This window comes from Enterococcus sp. AZ040 (assembly GCF_050499185.1).
GTDB lineage: Bacteria > Bacillota > Bacilli > Lactobacillales > Enterococcaceae > Enterococcus_D > Enterococcus_D entomosocium.
In genome coordinates, this window is record NZ_JBMHEW010000001.1 from 421,913 (window position 1) to 445,774 (window position 23,862).

Sequence of the window (23,862 nt, forward strand, 5' to 3'; positions counted from 1 at the left end):
GATAGACGTCTGAGCAAGATTTGTTATAATGGCAGTAATGAAGGATAGGTGAAAAGAATGGTTTACTTAGATCATGCAGCAACGACACCGCTGCACCCAGAAGTGATCAAAGTGATGAGTGAGACGATGCAGACATTTTTTGGCAATCCATCAAGCATTCATCATTATGGTCGAGATGCCCACACCCAATTAGAATTGGCTCGTCAAGCGATCGCTCAGCAGCTAGGGGTCAAGGAACATGAGATCATTTTTAACAGTGGAGGTACCGAAAGTGATAATACAGCGATCATCGGTACAGCCCTTAGCAAACAAGCACAAGGCAAACATATCATTACGACCCAGATCGAACATCCGGCGGTCATTGAGAGTATGCGCTATTTAGAAGGCTTAGGCTTTGAGGTGACCTATTTGCCCGTAGATCAAAAGGGGCAATTGGCCGTCAGTGAAGTTGAGGCTGCCTTACGTCCCGATACGATTTTAGTATCCATAATGACGGCAAACAATGAAACGGGCAATTTGTTGCCGATTGCAGAAATTGGCGCCCTTTTACGGGAGCATCCCGCCGTTTTTCATACCGATGCCGTGCAAGCTTATGGCAAAATCCCGCTTGAAATCAATGAAAATAGCATTGATCTCCTAAGCATTTCGGCTCACAAAATCAACGGACCAAAAGGGATCGGCTTTTTGTATAAACGAGATGGCTTGTCGCTACCTTCGCTACTCCACGGTGGCGAACAAGAAGAAAAACGGCGAGCAGGGACGGAAAACTTGGCAGCCATCATGGGAATGGCCAAAGCAGCTTCTTTGCATACCCCCGAAGCGCAGCAAGCAGCGGCAGAACAATATCAAACGTTTGCCGATGTGCTGATGGAGACCTTAGCAGCACAAGGCGTTGATGTTCAGTTGAATGGTGATCCAGCACACAAATTGCCCCATATTTTGAATCTGCGTTTCCCAGGGGTCAGCAGTGACTTGTTACTGATGAAATTGGACTTAAAAGGAGCCGCCATCTCGACAGGCAGCGCTTGTACGGCGGGCAATGTTGAACCCTCCCATGTGCTAGAAGCGATGGTAGGCAAAGAGCATCCAGCTATCCGGGAATCGGTCAGAGTCAGCTTTGGCTATGGCAACACATTGGCGGAAATCGAAGCATTTGCTCAGCTATTAGCAGAAACTGTCTTAGCAACGAAAAAGTAGGAGAACAGCTAGCAATCTCGCTGAAAACTATTTATAATGAAAGAAATGATGTTAAAGAGGTGAAGAACATGGCATTTGAAACAACAGCAACCGTTTTAGGCGCAGCAACCCAATACCGCATTGCTCCTGAAGCAAAAAAATATACGTTGCGGGACAATGGCTTTACAGAAACGAACGGCGGCAACTTCCAATTGATTCGTGGCCTTGAAGCAACACCCCAAAGCAAAGAAGGATTTAAATTAAAAATCACTGTTGCAAAAGATCTGCAAACCTTCAAGATGTCGATCACGACAGCCAATGGATTAAAAGCAGTCAATATTTTCAAAGATGAACAGCACAAAATGCTGCAAGAAAAATTTTACTTTTTAATGGATGGTTTTATCAGCCGCGGGTTGTTTGTCAAAGCGTAAGCTTTTGTCAAAAGCAGCTATACCGTTCAAAGGGCAAGAAGTGTGTCACTCCGCCAAGCAGGCAAGGGATTGATACACTTCTTTTGTATCTTTGCCGGTTTCTTTTTATACTAAAGTAAACAAACCTAAGCCGTTCTCAGAAAGTGGATACGTTGAGACGAGAAAGAAGGAATCCAGATGAAACGAACCTTAAACAAGCAATCCGTGTTAGCCGTTGGAATGGGGACTTGGCATATGGGGGATGACCCAGCTAAGGAAAAAGCCGAGATCGATGCGCTGCAAGCGGGCATCAAAGCCGGAGCGGCTGTCATCGATACCGCAGAAATGTACGGCGAGGGAAACGCAGAAACGCTAGTTGGCAAGGCGATCCAGCCCTTTACACGAGCAGATCTTTATTTGATTTCAAAAGTCTATCCCTGGAATGCCTCCACCGATGAATTGCCAAAAGCTTTAGACCGCAGCTTAGCGCGTTTAGGCACCGACTATCTTGATCTGTATCTGTTACACTGGCGAGGGGATGTACCGTTAGCAGAAACAGTTGACGCACTAGAAGCTGCCAAAGACTCTGGAAAAATTCGCGCATGGGGCGTCTCTAATTTTGACGTGGCAGATATGGAGGAGCTGTTGCGGTTAGAAAACGGCGATCAATGTGCCGCCAACCAAGTACTCTATAATTTAGGCGCCCGCGGGATCGAATACGATCTTTTGCCTTGGCAGGCAGAGACGGAGATTCCGGTGATTGCCTACTCACCAATTGCTCAAGGCGATCGGTTAGGGCACCACTTTAAAAATGATGAAGTCTTGAAAGAGCTGGCAGAAGCCAAAGGCTGCACGATTTTTCAGCTGCTTTTGGCATGGACCCTCCGACAACCCCACGTCTTAGCGATCCCACAAACCAGTGACTCGCTGCATATGCTGCAGAACATTGAAGCTGCCAAAATCGTTTTTTCCAAAAGCGAATTGGCGACAATCGATGCACGCTTTCCGGAGCCAACGAAAAAGCAGCCGCTAGCGATGATTTGAAGACCCTAATCACAGAAAAAAGCAGTAAAGTAAGGAGCGACTATGAAATTTTTTACGTCTGATACCCATTATTTTCATGCAGCCTTGCTCGGGGACAATGACTTTGCCCCACGCCCCTTTGAGACAGTGACGCAAATGCATGAAACGATGATCGCTAGCTGGAATGAGGTGGTTGCGGATAAAGATGTCGTTTATCATTTAGGGGATGTCGCGATGCACCCTGCTTATGAAGCAGGCTTTCCAGAAATTGCTGCGCTGTTAGCACAGCTGCAGGGCAAAATCGTTTTTATCAAAGGCAATCATGATACTCGGGCTTTCTTTGCGTACTTGCGCAAGCATGATCCTGGTTGTTTGGGAGCCCAAAAGTATGCGTTTGAAGATGTTGGTGTCTTGCTGAAGTTTGCTCATCAGCAATTTTTACTAACCCATTATCCTATGCTGCTGGGGATCACCAAAAACAGCCGCAATCTGCATGGGCATATCCATCATCATAGTGTACCAATCGCTGAGAATCTCAACGTAGGAGTCGATGCACCGGAATTGGCGTTTCTGCCGCAGCCGCGTCCCTTCGGTCGACCAGTTTCCGAAAATGAACTGGCGGTGCTACATCATGCAAAGCAACAAGAACTTGCCAAGCTAGCTCGTTAACAGATAACAAGAAAAGCAAGCGTCAAGACAACGTCGGACGGCTTGCTTTTTTTGCGATGACTTTGACAGCAAGCTTTGATTAAGGAAATTTTTTTGATAAAAATAAACTTTATATGTAAAAAATAATCGATTCCAAGAGTTATTATTTGATGGATATTTAAGAAATGTGTATGCTTTAAGTAGAAAGCAGTAAAGGAGGTTGCCAATGCGTAAGATTTCTAAAGTGATTTTTATCATCGGATTACTTTTACTCTTACTTGTCTTTTATTTTGGGATCATCGCCAATCAGCAAGCGGCTTCATTGCCTGTTTACTTGATTCCTTTGGATGAGTATCCTTGGGTCGGATCTTCCATGAGTATGCTGCTCTTTTGGTTATCTGTTGGCTTTGCTATTTTTACAGTGATCGCACTCTTTGTCGTTTTGTTTTATCCAAAACGCTCAGACCGCTTGATCATTCCCCATAAGACAGGCGATTTAGTGATTCAGAAGAAGGCGTTAGAGCATTTTGTGCTCGAGCGGGTGAAACAAGCAGATTTCATCCATCAGCCATCGGTAAAAATCAAAATCGTCAAGAATAAAGTAGCGGTAAAAATCGATGGAGAAATGAAACAAACAGCAGCCATCCCGCAAAAACAAGAAGCTTTGGTTGGTGAGATCAGCAGCAGTCTGCAGCAGCTTTTCGGTATCGAAAGCAATATCCAAACGGAAGTTGTTTTAAAAGATACGCAAGAAACGCCAGCAGCCCATGACCAACCGCGTGTAGTTTAGGAGGAACAGGTATGAGTGAATGGTTCTACCACTATAAGATCCCGCTTATCTTTGCAGGTTTCGGTTTGATCCTAGCGATCCTGTTTCTAACGATCGGCTTTTTGAAAACCATACTGCTGGTGCTATTTACGGCACTAGGTACGTATCTGGGATTTTATCTCAAAGAAGTCGGATTCTTTGAACAATTTCAAAGACCGCGCCGTTAACTTTGGTAACATTATTAGTTTAATTTATATCAAGATTATAGTAGGAGGAATGTACGATGGAAAACCAAACAAAACCAACAACAGGTGTTAAAGGAGAATTAACTTACGAAGATAAAGTGATTCAAAAAATCGTAGGCATTGCATTAGAATCTGTAGACGGACTCTTAACAGTCGATGGCGGTTTCTTCTCAAATATTGCAGGTAAATTAGTCAACACCGATGATGTGACTTCAGGGATCAACGTTGAAGTTGGGAAAAAACAAGTGGCAGTCGATCTTGATATCGTTGCAGAATATGGCAGCGACATGACCACGATCTACGACCAAATCAAAGAGGTTGTTTCAACACAAGTCAACAAAATGACGAATTTAGAAGTCATCGAAGTAAACGTGAATGTAGCAGATGTCAAAACACGTGAACAATTCGAAAAAGACTCTGAAACAGTTCAAGACAAAGTAAGCAGTGCGGCAGAAACAACTGGCGACTTTGCGTCAAAACAAACACGTAAAGCCAAAGGTGCCTTCAACCGGACAACGACGCGTATTCAAGAAAACAACGAACCACGCGTTCAATAATAGCAAGATAAGCAAAAGACTAGCTGCGGCTAGTCTTTTTTTGTCCCACAAAAGGTGTATTTTTGCAGCTTCAGCCGATCAGAACATCAAAGCCAAAAGCTCCAATAATGGATTCCTTCTGCTTGAAAGACATCGTTAGGATAGCTTTTCTCATAATGGGCTTTTTCGGGGGAATCATTAGGATCGAATACTTGAATCGTTCCTTCTTTGTTCAAAGCCAATACCATGATATGTCCGGATGTCGTAAAGGTTCCTGCTTGAACCGAGACCACAACGGGGATGCCTTGTGTCATTTTCTCATAGGCAGCCTCAAATGAATCCCCTAAATCGGCAAATTGGTAACCAAAAGCTTCGGCAAACTGAGGAAAGATTTGCCAACTTGTTCCTTGTTTGGGAAGATAAAATTGATCGCCAGCCCACTCCAATAGTTTGTCAGGATTCGGCGGACGATCCGTCCAAAAAGCATCGATCATGGCTAAAGAAGCAATAGCGCACCCGTTTGCCGCAAAGGTGTTTTGCTCTTCTCCATATCCATACGTGTTATTGCCCCAGCGTTGATCGGTTTGTACAATCAACGGCAGTTGCTGCGTGTCTGCCATCGCTTGTTGAATCGCTTGATTGGCTTGGCGAGTGAACTGTTTTGAGACAAGCGCTGTCTGATCAAACGCAGCATCCCTGACCTGATCAATCACGTAATGAATGACAAAAACACCACCGATGAGAAAAAGCAGCAGTGCAAGGCTCTTTTCTTTCTTCCCATCGTTTCTCCTCGTTTTCGATATCCTTGTGTGCGATCGCATGAAATGCCCCTCCTCGTAAAGTAGTATCTAAGAGAAGTATAGTCTTTTTCTAATAAGAGCATTTCTGCATTTCCTGAAGAATTTCATACGATTTTATGACAACCACCATTTGAAAAGTAAGTTGTTACTGTTTGGACAGCTGTCGATGACAGACACAAAAGCAGCGCTTCCTCTATTTGGCTGAGTAGGTGGAATAACGAACAGTTACTTCTCTCCAGATGTCTTTTCTAAAAAAGGAATTTATAAGAAAAGACAGCAAACAGTGAACTTTTTTGTGTTTTGTTGTATAATGCAAATTACTGAAAAGTTGCGACCTTCAAATCGTAGATGATTTCAGAATCTATAATTGAAATGATGGTGAAACAATCATGTCTAACGAAAACACCCGGGTGGTGGTTGGAATGAGTGGCGGGGTAGACTCGTCAGTAACAGCACTTTTGCTGAAAGAACAAGGGTATGATGTTGTCGGGATCTTTATGAAAAATTGGGATGATACCGATGAAAACGGTGTTTGTACCGCAACAGAAGACTACAAAGACGTAGCCAAAGTGGCTGCGCAAATCGGGATTCCTTATTATTCAGTGAATTTCGAAAAAGAATATTGGGACCGTGTATTTGAATATTTCCTTGCAGAATACCGTGCCGGACGGACGCCAAATCCAGATGTCATGTGTAACAAGGAAATCAAGTTCAAAGCCTTTTTGGATTATGCGATGGATCTTGGTGCCGACTATGTAGCAACTGGCCATTATGCGCAAGTGACCATTGATGAAAACGGCGTAACTCATATGTTGCGAGGCGTGGATAACAACAAAGATCAAACGTATTTCTTAAGCCAATTGTCACAAGAACAATTGAGCAAAACCATGTTCCCACTAGGCGGCATGGAAAAATCAGAAGTACGAGCGATCGCTGAACGGGCAGGTCTAGCAACAGCCAAGAAAAAAGATTCCACGGGTGTCTGCTTTATCGGAGAAAAGAATTTCAAACAATTTTTGAGTAATTACTTGCCAGCGAAAAAAGGCAATATGGTTACATTAGATGGCGAAGTCAAAGGACAACACGATGGCTTGATGTACTACACCATCGGACAACGTCAAGGCTTAGGCATTGGCGGCGGCGGTGCCACTCAAGAACCATGGTTTGTCGTAGGAAAAGACTTAGCGACCAACACTTTGTATGTGGGGCAAGGATTCCATCACCCCGCTTTGTATGCAGATCGCTTGGAAGCAAGCCAAATCCACTTTACTACAGAACAAGACCGCGGCACGGAATTTTCATGCACAGCAAAATTCCGCTACCGTCAACAAGATGTACCGGTAACGGTGCGTCTATTAGATGGAGATCGAGCAGAAGTGATTTTTGACGAACCAGTACGCGCCATCACTCCTGGACAAGCAGTCGTTTTTTATGACGGGATGGAATGCTTGGGCGGCGGTTTGATCGATGCAGCCTACAAAGAAGCCAAAGAATTACAATATGTTTAACCACTAACACAATCAGCCCTAGCTAAGCCCACTGAACCAATCAGTTGCACTTAGCTAGGGCTTTTTATAAATCAATTAGAAAAACCGATTAGAGCGAGCGCTTTCTATTTTAAAAAAATAGTCAAATTATGATATAATTCAGATAGAAAATGAATGTTTTTGATGCATTGGCATTTTTTAAAAAAAGGAGGAGCATGAATCGTACCAAAGCCAATCTCATGAAATGGGGGTTTTTCGTTAGTGCCGTAGGGGTGGTAATGCTTCATCAGAATCAGGTCATTTCAAGCCAAATCAACGAACTTGCCTTAGCCGTACTATTTGGTTTAGTAGGGTATTTGATTGTTTTAAAAAGTTCTACTTTTTGTCCGCTCAGATTGCGGAGCATTCCGATCAGTATAACCAAGCAGAAGTCAAGTGGGACAAAATTGCGGGAGTGGTCGCCTTCTATATTGCTCTGATCAGTTTGATTTTGGTCTTTGTGTGAGTGTAGCGGAAAAAAATGCCAAAAGAAATCTTTGACGGAAAATGGTTTGCTTTGGTCATGATCGATCATCAAATTCGGCTTGATGTGCTTGAAAAAAGCGGTAATACTGCTGGACATTAGCTAACTGCGTCCACTTCCGAACATCGACAGGTGTTTGATCCAAATCATAGATTTTGGCTTCCTTTAAAGATAAAACGAAAGGACTATGGGTAGCAATAATGAATTGACACTGTTCATAGCGGACAAAATCTTCCAGTAACTGCACCAGTTCCAGCTGACGCTCAGCAGAAAGAGAATTTTCTGGTTCATCTAATAAGTAAAGGCTGTTGGGACGAATCTTTTCTTGAAAGAAGCGAAAGGCACTTTCACCATTGGAATATTCTCGGACATTGTCGATCAAGTGCTTGCGGGTGAATTTGGACTGTGTGTTGGATCGTGCAAGATTGATTTTCTTCAATTCATGGTAATCGTCAAAACCCGTGAAACGAAAGTCTGCATACTTTGCTTGGTAGTATTCTTGGAATACTTCTTCTCGGCGATGATCGATCCCTTGATTCAAGTTTCGAATAGCCAGCATGTAATCAAAGACATCATCGCTGGTCAAAAGTACTTTTTCTTGCGGTTCGTCGATGCTGCCAGTAGTACAGTAGGCTAAGTAGTCCTCGAAAAAATTCGAGCGATTATACGCAGCAAAGCGCTGCGCGTGGATCTTTTCGGCAATCACGTTCAATGCGGTGGTTTTGCCAGAACCATTGCCGCCATATAAGATCGTGACCGGTTCAAAATCGATCTGCTGAAAAAGGCGGGCACTGAGAATCTGAAAAGGGTAGTAAGAATCATAAACGGTTCGTTTGATGGAAAGGAAAAAATCAAACTCGGTCTCTTGATCGGGAAAAGTGATTTGTTCGAGATACATAGGGCACCTCCTGGCAATTTCATGGTTGTCATTATTGTAGCATATCCATCGCAGACAAATTTTTTTTACGAGGTTAAAATAAATCTTGTTTGATATTTTTTTAATCTTTTGATGTTATATTCACAACAGGAAACATCTGTGCTAGACTATAGGGGCATAGAAATGATGTAATCTTAAACAACCGATAAATCGTACAAAAAAAACGAGGGTTTAATGAATTTTTAAAGCAATGTTTAAATGCTGAAACTTATTCCTTGCAAGTTTAAGTAAAAGTGACTAATATGGGGAAGGAATCGTGAAAGGAGCAATGGAATGTATCAAGTAGTAGTCATGTATGGGGACAATGAACCGTGGTGGTTTTTTGAGGGATGGCAGTCAGATATTCAAGAGGCGTTCACATTTGCAACTTTCAGCGAGGCGCAGTCATTTTATGAACAAAAATGGCAAGAAATCAGAGAAGAGTATTCGTACATAAATGCAAAATCAAACTTTATGACGGCTTTTTGGAATGAAGAAGACGAACGCTGGTGCGAAGAATGCGACGATTACCTCCAACAATATATTGGACTGGCATTGCTTAAAGAATATCAGCAAGTCGTCGATGAAAGCAGGAAAGATTTTTATGAAACAACTAATTCTAGCGGAAAAGCCAAGCGTTGCCAAAGACCTCAGCAAAGTTTTGGGCTGTGAGCAAAAACATAAAAATTATTACGAAGGACCCAAGGCGATTGTTACTTGGGCCCTTGGTCATTTATTGGGCTTGAAAATGCCTGAAGATTTAAACAAAGAGTGGGCATCATGGCAGATGGAAACGTTACCGATGATCCCTAAGTCCATCGGGATCAAGCCGTTACCAAAAACCGGTCATCAACTAAAAGCCATCAAACAACTGGCTCAAAGAAAAGATGTCGGGGAAGTCGTGATCGCTACCGATGCGGGAAGAGAAGGGGAGCTAGTCGCTCGCTGGATTTTGGAGTGGGTTCGTTTTGACAAACCAGTCAAACGTTTGTGGATTTCTTCGCAAACCCCTAAAGCCATCAAAGAAGGCTTTGCAAAATTGCAGTCAGCCAAGCACTACGACAATCTTTACTACTCCGCCCTTGCGCGGGCAAAAGCCGACTGGCTGGTAGGGTTGAATGTCACCCGGGCATTGACGGTCAAATATCAAGACAATCTTAGTGCGGGTCGGGTCCAAACCCCTACCTTAGCTTTGGTGCGCAGTCAGGAAATGCAGATCGAGAGTTTCCGTCCGCAAACCTATCATGTGATTACCCTAAACGTAGGCGATGCCAAGGCCCGCCTGCAGCAAAAAAATCCCTATCAACTAAAAGAACGCAGCGACGCCGAAGCATTGGTCAAGCAAATGAGTCAACAAAATGGTCGCGTGACAGCGATCGAAGAAAAGGTCAAAACAGAAAGTGCGCCATTGCCTTATGATTTGACCGAGATCCAACGAGAAGCCAATCAGCGTTATGGATTTTCAGCCAAGAAGACCTTGTCGCTTGTTCAAAGCTTGTATGAAACCCATAAAATCGTCACTTACCCAAGGACGGATTCCAAGTATTTGACTAATGATATGAAGGCAACCATGAAGGAACGCCTGCAGGCAGTTGCGGATTTTGCCCCAGAAGTCAAAGGATACTTGAAAAATGGCGGACAAGTAGTGCAGCAAGCTGTCTTCAATGATAAAAAAGTTACCGATCACCATGCCTTATTGCCAACGGAACAGCGGGCACGTTATGAAAAATTAACTACCGATGAACAACGGATCTATCAAATGATCGTTAGTCGTTTCTTAATGCTCTTTGCGAAACCCCATAAAAAGCAGCAGCAGAAAGTGACCGTGACCTTTGGTTCAGAAACCTTTGTATTCAACCGCAATACCGTGTTAGAAGCGGGGTGGAAAACGACTTCTGAAGAAGAAACCAGTGATGTGGCTTGGCAAAAAGGCAGTACCGTCAAGCCTGAGTTCACCATCCAAAAAGAGTTGACTACACCACCAAAACCGTTGAATGAAGGAACTCTTTTAGGCAAAATGGAAAAACACAGTCTTGGTACGCCGGCAACCCGTGCGGAGATCATTGAAAAGCTGATCAAATCTGAGCTGATGGAGCGGACCCCAAGCGGCTTGCAAGTATCGCCAAAAGGCAAGCAGCTGTTAGTCTTAGTCAATCCATCCTTGGTGACACCAGAATTGACGGAAAAATGGGAGAAGGAACTGGAAGCCATTGCGAAAGGCACCTATTCTGCCCAAACCTTCCTCGCACAAATCGAAGCAGACACAAAACAACTGGTCAAAGAAATCAAGCAAAGCGAAAGCAAGTACCAAGATTTCTCATTGACCCAAAAACGGTGTCCCGAATGCGGCGAACCCTTGCGGGAGAAAAATACCCGTGATGGCAAGATCTATGTTTGCTCCAGTGGGACCTGCAAGTACCGTCGTCGGAAAGACCCGAAAGTTTCAAACCGACGCTGCCCGCAATGCCACCGAAAGATGGAGATCATTGAAGGCAAAAACGGCGCCTATTTCCGCTGTAAATTCGATGGGACCACCGAAAAAATGGCGGATAAAAAGGAACGCAGCAAAAAGCTGTCGAAACACGAAGAACGCCGCTTGATGAACAAAATCAATCAAGAAGAACCGCAAGAAAGCCCATTAGCAGCTGCTTTAAAAGCTGCTATGGAGAAGAAATAACTGAATGAGGTAGAAAATAAAAAAGAGTGAGGACGATTTTGCTGTCTCTCACTCTTTTTTTGTATCCATTCATTCAACTAGGCATTTTTTTGACGGTATTCTTTCGGTGAGATACTTTCTTTCTTCTTGAACAAAAAGGAAAAATAATTTGGGTCATTATAGCCAACATCAAAGGCGATCTCAGATAGCCGTAGATTTGTCGTTAACAGCAGTTCCTTAGCTAAGGTCAATCGTTGCTCGGTCAAGTATTCGATAAACGTAGAATCAGTGGCTTGCGAGAAGATGGTGCTGAAGTGCGCCGGACTCAAATGAACTTTTTCAGCAACTACATTTAAGGAAATATTGGGATCAGAAAAGTGATCACTGATAAAGGCTTTGGCTTGATTGATGACGCTTTGATACTTCGCCATTGCAGGATTGATGGGTTGTTTGGTCAATAGCGGCAACAGTTCTGCCAGAGTCGTTTGATAGTTCTCTGGCTCATGGGTCAATGCCGCTAGATAGTCTAAGTCATGGGCGTGCTGAACGATCTGGGGCAGCGAATGACTGTCTTTTTTCTTCAATAATGCCAGCAATTCGACCAAGACGAACAAACGGTACATTTGCGTTCGCTCAACGGTCCCTTGAGGCGCCATCAATTCATCGGTCAGCTCAGGGATCGTCTGTTTCCCAGCATTTGCCAGTCTTGAAGCAAGATCGGTTTTGAAAGGATTGGTGGGGGACAGTTCCCCTTCTCGAATGTCATCTTCATAGCTGATGATTTTTTCCTTGCGGATGCTGCCATAGGTTTTTAGCATGTCACGAGCTTTCTGATAAGAAAGAGGGATGCCCGAGAAACGATCTGCTATAGGTCCGATCGCCACTGCCACTTCTTCCCCAGAACCATGAACGAGGCTTTGAGCGATCTGATAGGCTTTTTCTAAAACTTGTTCGCGGTCATGGTCAAAAAGTAAAAACTTGATGAAGCGGCTAGACACACTGGAGAACAAGACGGCATCATCTTGCTCATAGGCTTTGGTCAGCTGCTGGCTAAAGCGAGTGTAGTCAGAAAAACTTTGATTGAAGGGGGTTTTTGCTAACAGCACACAAAACTGTTTGCCTGAAAAGCGCCGTCCCAGTTCTTCTGCTTGCAAAAAAGCTTCTGAGATCGTGATCTTTTGTTTAAAAAGATGATTCAGAAAGTGATTTTTTTTGATTTCCATTTCGAATAAATCGTCTTCTTTGGATAATTGCTGATGGGTGGTTTGTTGTTCATCTAAGTGTTGAACGACGGTTTTGATGGCTTGTTCTAATTCTTCGTTTTTGATGGGCTTGAGTAAGTAATCGTCTGCTTGCAGCTGCAGTGCCGTTTTTGCATAGTCAAAATCATCAAAGCCGCTAACAAAAATAATGCGAACTTGCGGCAATAATTTTTTGGCTTCTTTCGCAAAGACCAAGCCATCCATAAACGGCATTTTGATATCGCTGATAATAATATCCGGACGCAGATCAAGGATCGAAGCTAACGCCAATTCGCCATCGGCGGCTTCATCGCTATAAACGATCGGGTATTGTTTGGCGAGAGTCATGATTTGGTGACGCAAACTATCGCGAATCAGATGTTCATCTTCAACTATGAACACTTTGTACATGGTTGGGTTCCTCCCTTTTTGGTACTGTGACGTTAATCGTGGTGCCTTCTTGGTATTGACTGTGGATCGTCAGTTGCGCTTCGCTGCCGTAGTTCAGCTGGAGACGGCGATAGACGTTATATAGGCCATAGCCGCTCTCAGAGGCGGGATCAGTGGTTTCTTTAAGGTTACGACGAATCTCCTCCAAACGCTCAGGGTCGATCCCAATGCCGTTGTCACTGATGGTCATTTGAATCTGGTGAGGCAATTCTGACACTGTAATTCGAATCATGCCGACGCGACGGACAAACTTGGTGCCATGATAAACGGCGTTTTCAACTAGGGGCTGCAGGACCATTTTCAAAACCTGCAGTTCTGGACTGACGGTTTGATCTTCGATGGTGTAAGACAGCATCCTACCATAGCGAATCTGCAAAATCTTCAAGTAATCGCCCACATGCCGCAATTCTTTTTCCAAAGGAATCCAGTCTTGCCCTTTGCTTAAGGAGATACGGAAAAAATCCGACAACGCATAGGTCATTTCCGTTGCTTGCTCGTAACGGGCAGCTTCAATCAAAGAAACGATCGCATCTAAACTATTATAGATGAAATGTGGGGTAATCTGGGCTTGTAAGACCCGCACCTCACTTTGGGCTAAGTGATACTGCTTCAAGGCATTTTCTTCCAAGAGCCGGGTCAAGTCATCTGCCATTCGATTCAAGCTACTCGTCAAGGTCCGCAGCTCTGGGGTTTCTGGCAGTTCTGCTCGGTAGCTCAAATGTCCTTGGGATAGTTCGTTAGAAAGATCTAATAACCGATCCAATGGGTCTTGCAGATTGTCCCGAACAAAGCGCCGATTTTTATTGATGATCGCAAAGATGATCAAAAGCAACACGACTTGAAAAAGGATCAGTAACAATACCGATTGGACTAGTTCGTGATTGGTTTGGCTGGCTAAGCTGATCTCTACCCCGACGAATTGCTGCAAAATATCGGATAGCAAATCGATCACCGAATCCACTTGGATCATGACGTATTGGTTTTTTTCCACTGGTTCATCCTTGAGAATATTGTCGATCAACTGTTGCTGATAGGTTTCTAAAGAATCGAGCGTCCGAAAGGCGACCGCTAAAATATTGAGCTCTTTCGCAGTGCTGGTATTTTCTTGGATGTGTTGCAGGTCGCTCCTCAATTCCTCAATTACATTGGTTTCTTGGACTTGTGCGACGGTTTTTTGGCCGAAGACTAAGTCCCACATCTCCTCCAAGACAATGGCATCGACTTTTTCCGATAGTTGATTGGCTTCTTCAATATTGTTGATGGTATTTTGGTAAATGAAAATCTGCCGCGAGTAAAACACACTGCTTAGTACGAGGGGAATAAAGGCGACGAGGATCATCAGTTTATTCGTCTGTTGAAAGATGCCCTTGATACTTTTTGTTTTCATCTTCATCTCCTCAATAATTTCTTGGTGGAATCTGATCGAAATCCATGTCACTGGAAAAAACTGTTTCATGGACATAGATTTCACGAGGAATGGCATCGGCGCCGCGAGCCAAGTAGCGCGAGATGGCATTTTTGACGAACACCCCGGCATCTGGGTTGCACTCAACGACACAATTGACCACTCCTTGCTTCAATTTATCGATCATTTCTTTTTGAGCATCGATCGATACGATCACTAAATCCTTCCCCGGCTCAATATCGGTTTTTTCTAAGGCTTCTAGGGCACCCAACGTCATCTCATCATTGTGGCTGAACAAGACATCAATCTGTTCCATTTTGCCTGCTTCGATGTATTGTTCGATGACTTCTTTGCCTTTACGGCGGATGAAATCGCCGTTTAATTCGTCTACGACTTGGATCGTCACATTGTTATGGGCATAATCACGCTTGATGGTTTCTCGGAACCCTTCTGAGCGCAAATACGTCGGGGACGTAGCATCCAGTCCCGTCAATTCTAAAACATTGACTGTTTCGTTCTCATGCTCTTTATAATAATTACTAACGTAGAGACCTGCACGATTGCCCTCGGCTTTGAAGCTTGGCCCGATATGGGTCAAAAATAAAGAGGGATCGCTGACATTGACATGTCGATCTACCACGAAAACGGGAATCCCAGCTTGGGCCGCTTCTTCCAAAATCGGTTCCCAATTGTTTTCCTGAATGGGGGTAAAGACGATGGCATCGACTTGATACACGATAAAATTGCGGATATCTTGGATCTGTCGCTCTTGATTCATATAACCGTTACGATAAAGGACTTCATAGCCTTCCTTCTCTAATTCAGTGCGGATCGATTCCGTATGGCGTTTACGCCAGCTGCTTTCCGTTCCCGACTGGGAAAAACCGATCACGATACTTTCTTCCGCTGTTTCAGCGGTCGTTTCTTTGATTGCTTCGCAACCAGCCAAGAAAGACAGACACAAACAAAGGAGTAACCCAATTTTTCTATTCCTCATTTTTTTCACCTCTATGGTCTATTCTACTAAAAAATACGGAAGCGCTTTACACAAAATAACAAATCAAATAAAAACCAAGGGAATCTTAAAAAATCCAAGATTCCAAAGAGAAAAGGGGGCAACTGGGCCGTTTTTTCTCAAGAAATCCAAGAAACCTCGAAAAAATCTAAATGTAAGCGATTCCTTAACTAGCTATACTGAATATGTAAGAAAAAGACATGGAGGGATCACAATGAAAGGTACTTTTGGTAAATTGGTCGTCCTAGCATCCACCTTATTGGTTGGTGGATTGTTAGCAGCTTGTGGGAATGGATCAGATAGCGGGGCAAACGGTGACGGAGACAAAGGATTTGTTGGGATTGCGATGCCGACCAAATCGGCAGAACGATGGATCGCAGATGGCGACAATATGGTAGAGGAATTAGAGAAGCTTGGCTATAAAACTGACCTGCAATATGGAGAAGACAAAGTAGAAAACCAAGTGGCACAAATTGAGAACATGATCACCAAAGGCGTTGATACTTTAGTGATCGCCTCGATCGATGGTTCGGCACTGACGGACGTGTTGGAAAAAGCCCATAACGAAGACATCACAGTCATCGCCTATGACCGTTTACTGATGAACTCGGAATACGTCGATTATTATGCCACCTTTGATAATTTTGGAGTCGGCGTGCTGCAAGCGTCTTATATTGAAGACAAATTAGGTCTCAAAGACGGTGAAGGACCATTTAATATTGAATTATTCGGCGGCTCTCCAGATGATAACAATGCATTGATCAATTATAATGGGGTCCTTTCGGTCTTCCAACAATACTTTGACAGCGGACAGCTAGTCGTTCCTTCTGGTCAAACCAACTTCAACCAAATCGCTACCTTGCGTTGGGATGGTTCAACCGCGCAAGCTCGGATGGACAACTTGTTGAGTGCCAACTATACGGATCAAACATTGGATGCTGTTCTTTCACCGTATGATCCAATCAGCCTAGGAATCATTTCATCGCTTAAAGGTGTGGGCTATGGTTCCTCTGATAAACCACTGCCTGTGATCACCGGTCAAGATGCGACGGTGGCAGGAGTGAAATCAATCATCGCGGGCGAACAAACCCAAACGATTTTTAAAGATACACGAGTGTTAGCGAAAAACACGATCGAAATGATCGAAGCCATCACCAATGGCGAGGAAGTGCCAGTCAACGATACGGAAACCTATGACAATGGCGTCAAAGTCGTACCAACCTACTTGTCAAATCCCGTTTCTGTGGATAGCGACAACTACAAAGAAGAACTGATCGATACCGATTACTATACAGAAGAAGAGCTGGGCATTTAAGCAAGGAGTGCAGATCCAGCGAGAAAAGATGCTAGTTTCCCCTAAAGCAGCAGGGAAGAACGAATCATCCCCAGTATTCGTTCTTTCCGCTTTTCTTGCAAAGGGAGCGCATCACTTTTACATAAAAAGGAAAAGGGTGAAAGAACATGGCAGATAATATTTTGATGATGAAAGGCATCGTCAAAGAGTTTTCAGGGGTTCGCGCCCTTGATAACGTCAACCTCTCGATCGAGCGAGGAGAGATCCACGCACTGTGTGGAGAAAATGGCGCCGGAAAGTCCACGCTGATGAATGTCTTAAGCGGACTCTATCCTTACGGCAGCTATGATGGAGAGATCTATTATGAAGGGGAGTTATGCAAGTTCAAAGATTTGCGGGACAGTGAGGACAAAGGAATTGTTATTATTCATCAAGAGTTAGCCTTAAGTCCTTACCTGTCGATCAAAGAAAATATCTTTCTAGGAAATGAACAAGCCAAGCACGGCATTATTGATTGGGATCTGACCGAAAAGAAAACAGATAACCTCTTAAAGATCGTTGGCTTGAAATTAGACCCGAATACGCTGGTTTCACAAATCGGTGTCGGGCATCAACAGCTGGTGGAAATTGCCAAAGCATTTTCAAAATCCGTCCGATTGTTGATTTTAGATGAACCAACCGCGGCGTTGAATGAAGAAGAAAGTGCCAATCTGTTAGAGCTGATCAAAGAGTTTCGCAACCAAGGGATCACCTCGATCATTATCTCCCACAAGCTGAATGAAATCGTCAATGTGGCGGATCGCATCACGATTTTACGAGACGGGCAAACGATCGAGACGCTGAGCGGGGCCGAAATCTCTGAAGAGCGTATCATTCGCGGCATGGTTGGGCGAGATTTGACCAATCGTTACCCAGAGCGGAAACCCGCTATTGGTGAACCGTTTTTTGAAGTCAAAAATTGGACGGTCCATCATCCAATCGACCATACCCGTGTGGTGAATGAAAATTTGAACTTGATGATCCGCAAAGGAGAGATCATCGGCATCGCCGGTTTGATGGGTGCGGGACGGACAGAGTTTGCCATGAGTGTCTTCGGTCATTCCTATGGCAGTTCGATTTCGGGGGAAGTCTATAAAGACGGCCAACCGATTTCTGTCAAAGACGTGCCAACCGCCATCAAAAATGGGTTAGCCTATGTGTCGGAAGACAGAAAAGCGTTGGGCTTGAATCTGCTGATGGATATTCGCGAGAACACCACCATCGCTAGTCTTGCCAAAATCAGCCGCCAAGGGGTCATCGATAAAGAAAAAGAAGTCACGATGGCAGAAGAATTTCGCAAAAAAATGCGGACGAAAACCAATTCAATCTATCAAAACGTCGGCAGCTTGAGTGGTGGGAATCAGCAAAAAGTCGTTTTGGCAAAGTGGCTGATGACCACACCAGATATCTTATTTTTAGATGAACCGACCCGCGGGATCGATGTCGGGGCGAAGTACGAAATCTATACGATCATCGAAGAGATGGCAGCAGCTGGCAAAGCCATCTGTATCATCTCCTCGGAGTTACCAGAACTATTAGGCATGTGCGACCGGATCTACACGATGAACGAAGGCCGCTTCACGGGCGAAGTGTTACGGGAAGAGGCAGACCAAGAACGATTGATGAATCTAATGACACTAGAAGAGAGTGGGGTTTGAGATGGAAACAACCAATAAATTAAAAAAAGAACGCAGCCATTCGCTGAAAGAAAAGGCATTGGAAATCTTTAGCAAATACAGTATGATCATTATCTTAGCAGTGCTGCTGGTGGCCTTTCAGCTCATGACCGACGGGATTTTCTGGCGGCCGCTGAATATCACCAACCTCGTGTTGCAAAACAGTCATATTCTCGTTTTGGCAGCTGGTATGCTTTTGGTCGTCTTGTTAGGACACGTTGATTTATCCGTAGGGTCCGTGATGGCGTTTGTCGGTGCGATTGCAGGTGTCTTAATGGTCAATAACGGCATCAGTCCTTGGCTGGCAGTGCCTCTTTGCTTACTGATGGGCGCAGTGATCGGTGCTTGGCAAGGCTTCTGGGTCGCGTATGTCGGTATCCCAGCATTTATCGTGACCTTGTCTGGTTTACTGATGTTTCGAGGACTGACCCAAGTCGTCTTAGGCGGTCAATCATTGGCACCGTTTCCCAAGGCATTCCAACAAATTTCCACCGGCTATTTGCCAGATATTGCAGGCGGTCAGATCCATTTACTTTCCATGATTTTAGGTGTAGTGATCACGGGCATCTTGATTTTAGGCCAATGGCGAACCCGTGAGCGTCGCAAAAAAAATCTTTTTGAAGTGGAATCAATGGCAGCCTTTACCTTTAAAGCCGTCTTTACTGCGGTCGTATTTCTCGGCGCTACCTACATCTTTGCCTCTTACCAAGGGTATCCGATCATTTTGATCGTCTTAGGGGTGATCGTGGCTGCCTATGGCTTTTTGACTAACAAAACCGTCGCTGGTCGTCAAATCTATGCAACCGGCGGCAATAAGAAAGCAGCTGAACTTTCGGGAATCAAGACGAAGAAAATCACCTTCTGGGTCTTCGTGAACATGGGGATGATGGCAGCTTTGGCGGGCTTGGTTTTAGCGGCTCGGTTGAATGCAGCTACACCACAAGCGGGAACGTCAATGGAATTAGATGCAATGGCCGCAGTGTATTTCGGCGGTGCTTCTACCTCAGGCGGTATTGGTACTGTGATGGGGGCGATCGTTGGTGGTCTCGTGATGGGTGTCTTAAACAATGGGATGTCGATCTTAGGGGTCGGTGTCGATTGGCAGCAAGCCATCAAAGGGTTGATTTTGCTGCTGGCTGTCGTGTTGGATATCTACAATAAGAAAAAGAAAATTTCGTAGGAGGGCCTGTTTATGGAGGACCAAGCACAAAAGACGATTTTATTGATTTGTACCGCCGGCATCACTACGGGTCTCTTAGTGAAAAACATGCAGCGGGCCGCAGATGAAAAAGGGCTAGCTGTGCATATCTATTCGGCACCAGCCATCATTGCTGAACAGATCCTGCAGCAGCAAACAGTCGATGCTTTGTTGATCGGTCCGCAGTCGAAGTACGAAGTCAATCGATTAAAAGACTTTCTCATGGTCAAAGCGGTGCCATATAAATTAATCAAAGAAACAGATTACGAGCTGTTAGATGGCGAAGCTGTCCTTACAGACAGCCTGACCCTCTTACAAAACGATCACTAGGCTCGCGTAAAAAGATGTGTCTTTTAGCGTTTGAATATGTTGTTTAGAGTAGTGCCTTGCGAATCCCCCAAGCAAGCACTACTCTTTTTATCGTAAAGTAGTTTGATCACCTGATAGGGAAGACCCGTCGATTGAATGGTGCTTCAGTCAGTTCCTGTACTTCGTTTGCCAGTGAGCGTACAGATGACGGAAGTACAGTAAAGGCGTTGGATCTTTTCCAATGAGGAAACAGTCAAGAATCGATCTTGTATCTGTTTCCTTAAAGCAGCAAACAACTCATAGAATGGAGGAACAGATTATCGAACCAGCAGAACTTACCCAGATTCGCCCCAGTAAACGACAACTACAGTGGCAGCAGTTGGAATTTTATGGCTTTATCCACTTTGGTCTCAATACGATGACCAATCGTGAATGGGGGCTCGGCAATGAGTCGCCAACGGTATTTGACCCGCAAAAGCTAGACTGTCATCAATGGGTTTCTGCAATGAAGCAAAGCGGGATGCAGGGAATCATTTTGACCTGTAAACACCATGACGGCTTTTGCTTATGGCCAAGCCAGCACACTGCTTACACAGTCGCTTCAACGCCCTGGCGCAATGGTCAAGGTGATTTAGTGAAAGAACTTTCTGATGCTTGCCGTCAAGCAGACCTGAAATTCGGCATTTATTTATCGCCTTGGGATCAGCATGAAGCTTGTTATGGAATGGGGCAAGCCTATGATGATTTTTATACGGCGCAGTTGACAGAACTTTTAACCAATTATGGTGATATATTCGAAATATGGTTAGATGGGGCCAATGGTGAAGGACCCAATGGAAAACGCCAAAACTATGATTGGGAACGGTATTATCAAGTGATTCGAGAGCTGCAACCCAATGCAGTGATTGCGGTTTGCGGACCGGATGTCCGTTGGGTAGGAAACGAAGCGGGGCAAACCAGACTTCAAGAATGGAGTGTGGTGCCAGCAGCATTAAAGGATGCTGAAAAAACAGCGAGTCATTCGCAAAAAGCCGATAGCACAGCGTTTCGGCAATCGATTTCCAGTATGGAAATGGATTTAGGAAGCCAACAAGCGCTGAAAAAGTACGGCATTAAAGAAGCTGCCGAATTGGCTTGGTACCCTGCTGAGGTCAACTTATCGATTCGCCCCGGCTGGTTTTATCATCCATCAGAAGACCAACAAGTAAAAAGCGGCGCTGAGCTCTGGTCTTTTTACAAGCAGATCGTTGGGGGCAATAGTTCTTTTCTACTTAATGTGCCGCCGATGCCGGATGGTATGATCCATCCAACGGATCAAAAGGCATTGCAGCAATTAGGTCACTCGATTAAACAATTGAAAGAGGTGACGACTGAAAGGAACGGCACGTTTGCGAGTTCTTCAACCAGTGTGTCCAGCAGAATGGATAAGCTCCAACTATCTCAAGCGTTTGGCCAGTATTGGAAACCGGACTTGGAAGACAAACGGCCATGGCTGACCCTACATTTTGCAGAACCGGTCGTCATCAATTCACTTGTATTGAAGGAAGCGATTCAATATGGGCAACGGGTAGAAAAAGCAAAAATTTTTCTGCAAACTGTAGCAGGACCACAGTTACTGACCGAAATAGTGACGATCGGCTATCAAAAAATCATCAGCTTTGAAGCGGTCGGCGTGTCTGCTGTCAAAATCGTTTTTACTCAAGTTCGGCAAACACCGATCATTCAAACCATGGCCGCGCGCTATGTGCCTCAGGAAGAATAAAGTAACCCAAAAACAGACAGTCGGCTGACTGTCTGTTTTTGAGGGATACAAATAAGGAATAAAAGTGGATATTAGTTAAATGCGACTGCCTAGGGGGCAAATCCGAGAACAGTGCATGGTAACTACAAATTAAGGAAGTGTGATGACATTTTCTGAATCTTTGTCGAAGAAATGCGCTTTGTTGATGTTGAAAGCTAAATCAACTGTTTCACCTGGACGGTGGAAGTCGCGGGCATCAACTTTCGAGATAAATTCAGTCGCACCTACACGTGTATAAAGCATTGTTTCTGCACCTAATAGTTCAGATACGACCACTTCAGCACGTACAGTTGCTTCAGGAGAAGCTTCCAATGCGATTTGTTCACTGTGGATATCTTCTGGACGAATACCAAAGACTAATTGTTTGCCTTCGTAGCCTTTTTCAACAAGAATCTTATTCTTGCCTTCAGGAATACGTAAATTCAAACTTTGACCATCAGAGATCATACCGTTATTCAACGTAACATTGAAGAAGTTCATTGCTGGTGAACCGATAAAGCCGGCAACGAAAATGTTTTTCGGTGTGTTGTAGACTTCTTTTGGTGAACCGATTTGTTGAATGAAACCATCTTTCATGATAACGATCCGGTCAGCCATGGTCATCGCTTCTGTTTGGTCATGGGTTACATAGATCGTCGTTGTTTCTAAACGTTGGTGTAATTTTGCGATTTCCGCACGCATGGCAACCCGCAATTTCGCATCTAAGTTTGACAACGGCTCATCCATCAAGAAGACTTTGGCATCACGAACGATGGCACGGCCTAAGGCAACCCGTTGACGCTGACCACCTGAAAGGGCAGCAGGTTTACGATCTAAGTATTCTGTCAAACCTAAGATCTCAGCGGCATTTTCTACGCGTTTTTTGATTTCTTCTTTGTCGTATTTACGCAATTTCAAACCAAATGCCATGTTGTTGAAAACAGTCATATGGGGATACAATGCGTAGTTCTGGAAAACCATCGCGATGTCGCGGTCTTTTGGTGCCACATCGTTCATTACTTTTCCACCGATGCTCAATTCGCCTTCAGAAATATCTTCTAAACCAGCGATCATTCGAAGGGTTGTTGATTTTCCACAACCAGAAGGTCCAACGAAAACGATGAATTCGCGATCCGCGATATCTAAATTAAAATCAGTTACCGAATACGCATCATTATTGTCATATTTTTTGTGGATATTTTTTAAGGCCATTTCTACCATTGGGATTACCTCTTTCCATTTAGTTTACATGAATAGCATAAATGAAAACGCTTCGAATGTGCAACGGAAACCTGCACAAGAAAAAAACGTTTTCTTGTGCAGGTTGTTTAATTGCTCTGATGGGTGAACTGATCGATCAATAAATAGCAAAGCAAAAGATCATCCATATTTTTTAAATTTAAACGTGTCAGTGTTTGAAACTTATCGATCTTATAAAGAAGGGAATTCCGATGCATAAACAGTTCTTTGGCAGTAGAACTCGCATTGCCTTGATTGCGCCACAGTGATTGAATGATCGTTTCGGTCTCTTCTTCAAACCAATCTAGATACAAGGTACGAAACAAGGAAATATACTCGGAAAAGCCGTTGCGAAAAAGAGCGAAGACCACTTTGGGCAGATCCATACTTTTACTGGTGGTTTTCGTTTTTAACTCATTTTTGAACAGGGTAGACTCACTTGCCCATAAGGTAGTGAAATCGTGGCGCGGATGATGGAAGGGACCGACGAACAGCTGAGAATAGCAGTCGAAATCCATATCCAAAGCCACGAATAAGCCGTCGAGATCTTCGATGGGTAAATTAGTGTCGTCTTGTTTTTCTACGATCACCGCATGGTCTTCGGTGAGGAAAAAAAGATCCACCACGCTAGGGAGCATTTGCTGGATCTCTGCGAGCCATTCGGATTGCAAGGAGTCAATGGTTCGGGTGAAATGAACTTGCAGCATTCGGACCCACGTTTGGTCTTGAACGGGCTGATGTTCAAATAAAATCGGATACCATGGATGGTTTCGGTTATCGATTTCTGGTTGCAAAGAGCCGTTTCCCAGTTGGATCAGCAGTTTTTCACTGTCACTTAATTGGTCAGTTGGCAGCCAAATATATTTTTTGCCGAAAGCGATGGATTCGATGTCCTTCGTTGTGGATACTTTGTCATGCAGCGTTGCCTGGGGGAAACGCGCTTTGATGTCATTAAAAGAAAAAATGAGAAAGACCTCCTTTGAGATACTCTACGTATTCTTCATTTAGTATAGCATGTTCTAAAAAA

The 23,862-nt window shown here is 44.2% G+C and carries 22 protein-coding genes; 15 read left to right on the forward strand and 7 right to left on the reverse strand.

All coding sequences use genetic code 11. From position 1 onward, the window contains the following. Positions 1-57: 57 nt before the first annotated feature. The 7 genes from IGK63_RS02000 (at position 58) to IGK63_RS02030 (ending at position 4,828) form a co-directional block, all read left to right on the forward strand. On the forward strand, positions 58-1,197 hold the full coding sequence (locus IGK63_RS02000) for a cysteine desulfurase family protein (protein ID WP_016611430.1): 1,140 nt from the start codon (positions 58-60) through the stop codon (positions 1,195-1,197). 68 nt (positions 1,198-1,265) lie between these two features. Further along, complete coding sequence (locus IGK63_RS02005) at positions 1,266-1,607, forward strand: DUF1831 domain-containing protein (protein ID WP_005232263.1); 342 nt, start codon at positions 1,266-1,268, stop codon at positions 1,605-1,607. Between the two features lie 177 nt (positions 1,608-1,784). Next, the gene (locus tag IGK63_RS02010; RefSeq protein WP_016611429.1) at positions 1,785-2,630 is read left to right on the forward strand and encodes an aldo/keto reductase; all 846 of its coding nucleotides are present in this window, start codon (positions 1,785-1,787) and stop codon (positions 2,628-2,630) included. A gap of 42 nt (positions 2,631-2,672) precedes the next feature. Beyond that, the gene (locus tag IGK63_RS02015) at positions 2,673-3,278 is read left to right on the forward strand and encodes a metallophosphoesterase (protein ID WP_005232261.1); all 606 of its coding nucleotides are present in this window, start codon (positions 2,673-2,675) and stop codon (positions 3,276-3,278) included. A 205-nt stretch (positions 3,279-3,483) separates the two neighbouring features. Next, complete coding sequence (gene amaP, locus IGK63_RS02020; protein WP_005232260.1) at positions 3,484-4,047, forward strand: alkaline shock response membrane anchor protein AmaP; 564 nt, start codon at positions 3,484-3,486, stop codon at positions 4,045-4,047. 11 nt (positions 4,048-4,058) lie between these two features. Then, positions 4,059-4,253 (forward strand): DUF2273 domain-containing protein, encoded by a 195-nt coding sequence (locus tag IGK63_RS02025; RefSeq protein ID WP_005232259.1) that lies wholly within the window; start codon positions 4,059-4,061, stop codon positions 4,251-4,253. Positions 4,254-4,309: 56 nt separating this feature from the next. Then, a complete protein-coding gene (locus tag IGK63_RS02030) occupies positions 4,310-4,828 on the forward strand; it encodes an Asp23/Gls24 family envelope stress response protein (protein ID WP_005232258.1) in 519 nt (172 codons plus the stop codon). An 86-nt stretch (positions 4,829-4,914) separates the two neighbouring features. Here IGK63_RS02030 and IGK63_RS02035 read toward each other — a convergent pair whose 3' ends face one another. Next, positions 4,915-5,628, reverse strand: coding sequence for a C39 family peptidase (locus tag IGK63_RS02035; RefSeq protein ID WP_016611427.1), 714 nt, complete (start codon positions 5,626-5,628; stop codon positions 4,915-4,917). Positions 5,629-5,996: 368 nt separating this feature from the next. On the opposite strand from IGK63_RS02035, the gene mnmA reads away from it, so the two are divergent. After that, the gene (mnmA, locus tag IGK63_RS02040; protein WP_016611426.1) at positions 5,997-7,115 is read left to right on the forward strand and encodes a tRNA 2-thiouridine(34) synthase MnmA; all 1,119 of its coding nucleotides are present in this window, start codon (positions 5,997-5,999) and stop codon (positions 7,113-7,115) included. A gap of 539 nt (positions 7,116-7,654) precedes the next feature. On the opposite strand, the gene IGK63_RS02045 is transcribed toward mnmA, so the two are convergent. Then, on the reverse strand, positions 7,655-8,515 hold the full coding sequence (locus IGK63_RS02045) for an AAA family ATPase (RefSeq protein ID WP_016611423.1): 861 nt from the start codon (positions 8,513-8,515) through the stop codon (positions 7,655-7,657). 312 nt (positions 8,516-8,827) lie between these two features. Between IGK63_RS02045 and IGK63_RS02050 the strand changes: the two genes are divergently transcribed. Beyond that, positions 8,828-9,205: a DUF1033 family protein gene (locus tag IGK63_RS02050; RefSeq protein ID WP_005227251.1), complete on the forward strand. Its 378-nt coding sequence runs from the start codon at positions 8,828-8,830 to the stop codon at positions 9,203-9,205. Beyond that, positions 9,138-11,210 (forward strand): DNA topoisomerase III, encoded by a 2,073-nt coding sequence (locus tag IGK63_RS02055; protein ID WP_034872068.1) that lies wholly within the window; start codon positions 9,138-9,140, stop codon positions 11,208-11,210. The genes IGK63_RS02050 and IGK63_RS02055 overlap by 68 nt, the downstream gene beginning before the upstream one ends. Before the next feature lie 77 nt (positions 11,211-11,287). On the opposite strand, the gene IGK63_RS02060 is transcribed toward IGK63_RS02055, so the two are convergent. The 3 genes from IGK63_RS02060 to IGK63_RS02070 are packed head-to-tail and all read right to left on the reverse strand — an operon-like array spanning position 11,288 to position 15,282. Continuing rightward, entirely contained in the window at positions 11,288-12,841 is a 1,554-nt protein-coding gene (locus IGK63_RS02060) for a response regulator (protein ID WP_016611421.1), read from the reverse strand. Continuing rightward, entirely contained in the window at positions 12,819-14,267 is a 1,449-nt protein-coding gene (locus IGK63_RS02065; RefSeq protein ID WP_034872067.1) for a sensor histidine kinase, read from the reverse strand. The genes IGK63_RS02060 and IGK63_RS02065 overlap by 23 nt, the downstream gene beginning before the upstream one ends. A 10-nt stretch (positions 14,268-14,277) precedes the next feature. After that, entirely contained in the window at positions 14,278-15,282 is a 1,005-nt protein-coding gene (locus tag IGK63_RS02070) for an ABC transporter substrate-binding protein (protein ID WP_005232245.1), read from the reverse strand. Positions 15,283-15,514: 232 nt separating this feature from the next. On the opposite strand from IGK63_RS02070, the gene chvE reads away from it, so the two are divergent. The 5 genes from chvE to IGK63_RS02095 all read left to right on the forward strand — a co-directional run bounded on the left by chvE (position 15,515) and on the right by IGK63_RS02095 (position 21,578). Beyond that, positions 15,515-16,615 carry a multiple monosaccharide ABC transporter substrate-binding protein gene (gene chvE / locus IGK63_RS02075; RefSeq protein ID WP_005231478.1) on the forward strand — a complete coding sequence of 367 codons (1,101 nt, stop codon included), beginning with the start codon at positions 15,515-15,517 and terminating at the stop codon, positions 16,613-16,615. 146 nt (positions 16,616-16,761) lie between these two features. Then, on the forward strand, positions 16,762-18,291 hold the full coding sequence (gene mmsA / locus IGK63_RS02080; RefSeq protein ID WP_005232243.1) for a multiple monosaccharide ABC transporter ATP-binding protein: 1,530 nt from the start codon (positions 16,762-16,764) through the stop codon (positions 18,289-18,291). 1 nt (position 18,292) lies between these two features. Further along, positions 18,293-19,489 carry a multiple monosaccharide ABC transporter permease gene (gene mmsB, locus IGK63_RS02085; protein ID WP_034872066.1) on the forward strand — a complete coding sequence of 399 codons (1,197 nt, stop codon included), beginning with the start codon at positions 18,293-18,295 and terminating at the stop codon, positions 19,487-19,489. A gap of 12 nt (positions 19,490-19,501) precedes the next feature. Further along, positions 19,502-19,837 (forward strand): PTS sugar transporter subunit IIB, encoded by a 336-nt coding sequence (locus IGK63_RS02090; RefSeq protein ID WP_005232241.1) that lies wholly within the window; start codon positions 19,502-19,504, stop codon positions 19,835-19,837. A gap of 220 nt (positions 19,838-20,057) precedes the next feature. Continuing rightward, complete coding sequence (locus IGK63_RS02095) at positions 20,058-21,578, forward strand: alpha-L-fucosidase (RefSeq protein WP_016619659.1); 1,521 nt, start codon at positions 20,058-20,060, stop codon at positions 21,576-21,578. Between the two features lie 129 nt (positions 21,579-21,707). On the opposite strand, the gene IGK63_RS02100 is transcribed toward IGK63_RS02095, so the two are convergent. Both IGK63_RS02100 and IGK63_RS02105 read right to left on the reverse strand, forming a co-directional pair. Further along, positions 21,708-22,817 carry an ABC transporter ATP-binding protein gene (locus tag IGK63_RS02100; RefSeq protein WP_008376142.1) on the reverse strand — a complete coding sequence of 370 codons (1,110 nt, stop codon included), beginning with the start codon at positions 22,815-22,817 and terminating at the stop codon, positions 21,708-21,710. A 107-nt stretch (positions 22,818-22,924) separates the two neighbouring features. Then, entirely contained in the window at positions 22,925-23,629 is a 705-nt protein-coding gene (locus tag IGK63_RS02105) for a helix-turn-helix domain-containing protein (protein ID WP_016611417.1), read from the reverse strand. Positions 23,630-23,862 lie beyond the last annotated feature (233 nt).

Coding starts and splice junctions, on each gene's coding strand:
- IGK63_RS02055 (WP_034872068.1), top strand. CDS start 9,138: ATGAAACAACTAATTCTAGCGGAAAAGCCAAGCGTTGCCAAAGACCTC.
- IGK63_RS02015 (WP_005232261.1), top strand. CDS start 2,673: ATGAAATTTTTTACGTCTGATACCCATTATTTTCATGCAGCCTTGCTC.
- IGK63_RS02005 (WP_005232263.1), top strand. CDS start 1,266: ATGGCATTTGAAACAACAGCAACCGTTTTAGGCGCAGCAACCCAATAC.
- IGK63_RS02070 (WP_005232245.1), bottom strand. CDS start 15,282: ATGAGGAATAGAAAAATTGGGTTACTCCTTTGTTTGTGTCTGTCTTTC.
- IGK63_RS02000 (WP_016611430.1), top strand. CDS start 58: ATGGTTTACTTAGATCATGCAGCAACGACACCGCTGCACCCAGAAGTG.
- mnmA (WP_016611426.1), top strand. CDS start 5,997: ATGTCTAACGAAAACACCCGGGTGGTGGTTGGAATGAGTGGCGGGGTA.
- IGK63_RS02100 (WP_008376142.1), bottom strand. CDS start 22,817: ATGGTAGAAATGGCCTTAAAAAATATCCACAAAAAATATGACAATAAT.
- mmsA (WP_005232243.1), top strand. CDS start 16,762: ATGGCAGATAATATTTTGATGATGAAAGGCATCGTCAAAGAGTTTTCA.
- chvE (WP_005231478.1), top strand. CDS start 15,515: ATGAAAGGTACTTTTGGTAAATTGGTCGTCCTAGCATCCACCTTATTG.
- IGK63_RS02065 (WP_034872067.1), bottom strand. CDS start 14,267: ATGAAAACAAAAAGTATCAAGGGCATCTTTCAACAGACGAATAAACTG.
- mmsB (WP_034872066.1), top strand. CDS start 18,293: ATGGAAACAACCAATAAATTAAAAAAAGAACGCAGCCATTCGCTGAAA.
- IGK63_RS02050 (WP_005227251.1), top strand. CDS start 8,828: ATGTATCAAGTAGTAGTCATGTATGGGGACAATGAACCGTGGTGGTTT.
- IGK63_RS02030 (WP_005232258.1), top strand. CDS start 4,310: ATGGAAAACCAAACAAAACCAACAACAGGTGTTAAAGGAGAATTAACT.
- IGK63_RS02025 (WP_005232259.1), top strand. CDS start 4,059: ATGAGTGAATGGTTCTACCACTATAAGATCCCGCTTATCTTTGCAGGT.
- IGK63_RS02035 (WP_016611427.1), bottom strand. CDS start 5,628: ATGCGATCGCACACAAGGATATCGAAAACGAGGAGAAACGATGGGAAG.
- IGK63_RS02095 (WP_016619659.1), top strand. CDS start 20,058: ATGAGGAAACAGTCAAGAATCGATCTTGTATCTGTTTCCTTAAAGCAG.
- amaP (WP_005232260.1), top strand. CDS start 3,484: ATGCGTAAGATTTCTAAAGTGATTTTTATCATCGGATTACTTTTACTC.
- IGK63_RS02090 (WP_005232241.1), top strand. CDS start 19,502: ATGGAGGACCAAGCACAAAAGACGATTTTATTGATTTGTACCGCCGGC.
- IGK63_RS02045 (WP_016611423.1), bottom strand. CDS start 8,515: ATGTATCTCGAACAAATCACTTTTCCCGATCAAGAGACCGAGTTTGAT.
- IGK63_RS02060 (WP_016611421.1), bottom strand. CDS start 12,841: ATGTACAAAGTGTTCATAGTTGAAGATGAACATCTGATTCGCGATAGT.
- IGK63_RS02010 (WP_016611429.1), top strand. CDS start 1,785: ATGAAACGAACCTTAAACAAGCAATCCGTGTTAGCCGTTGGAATGGGG.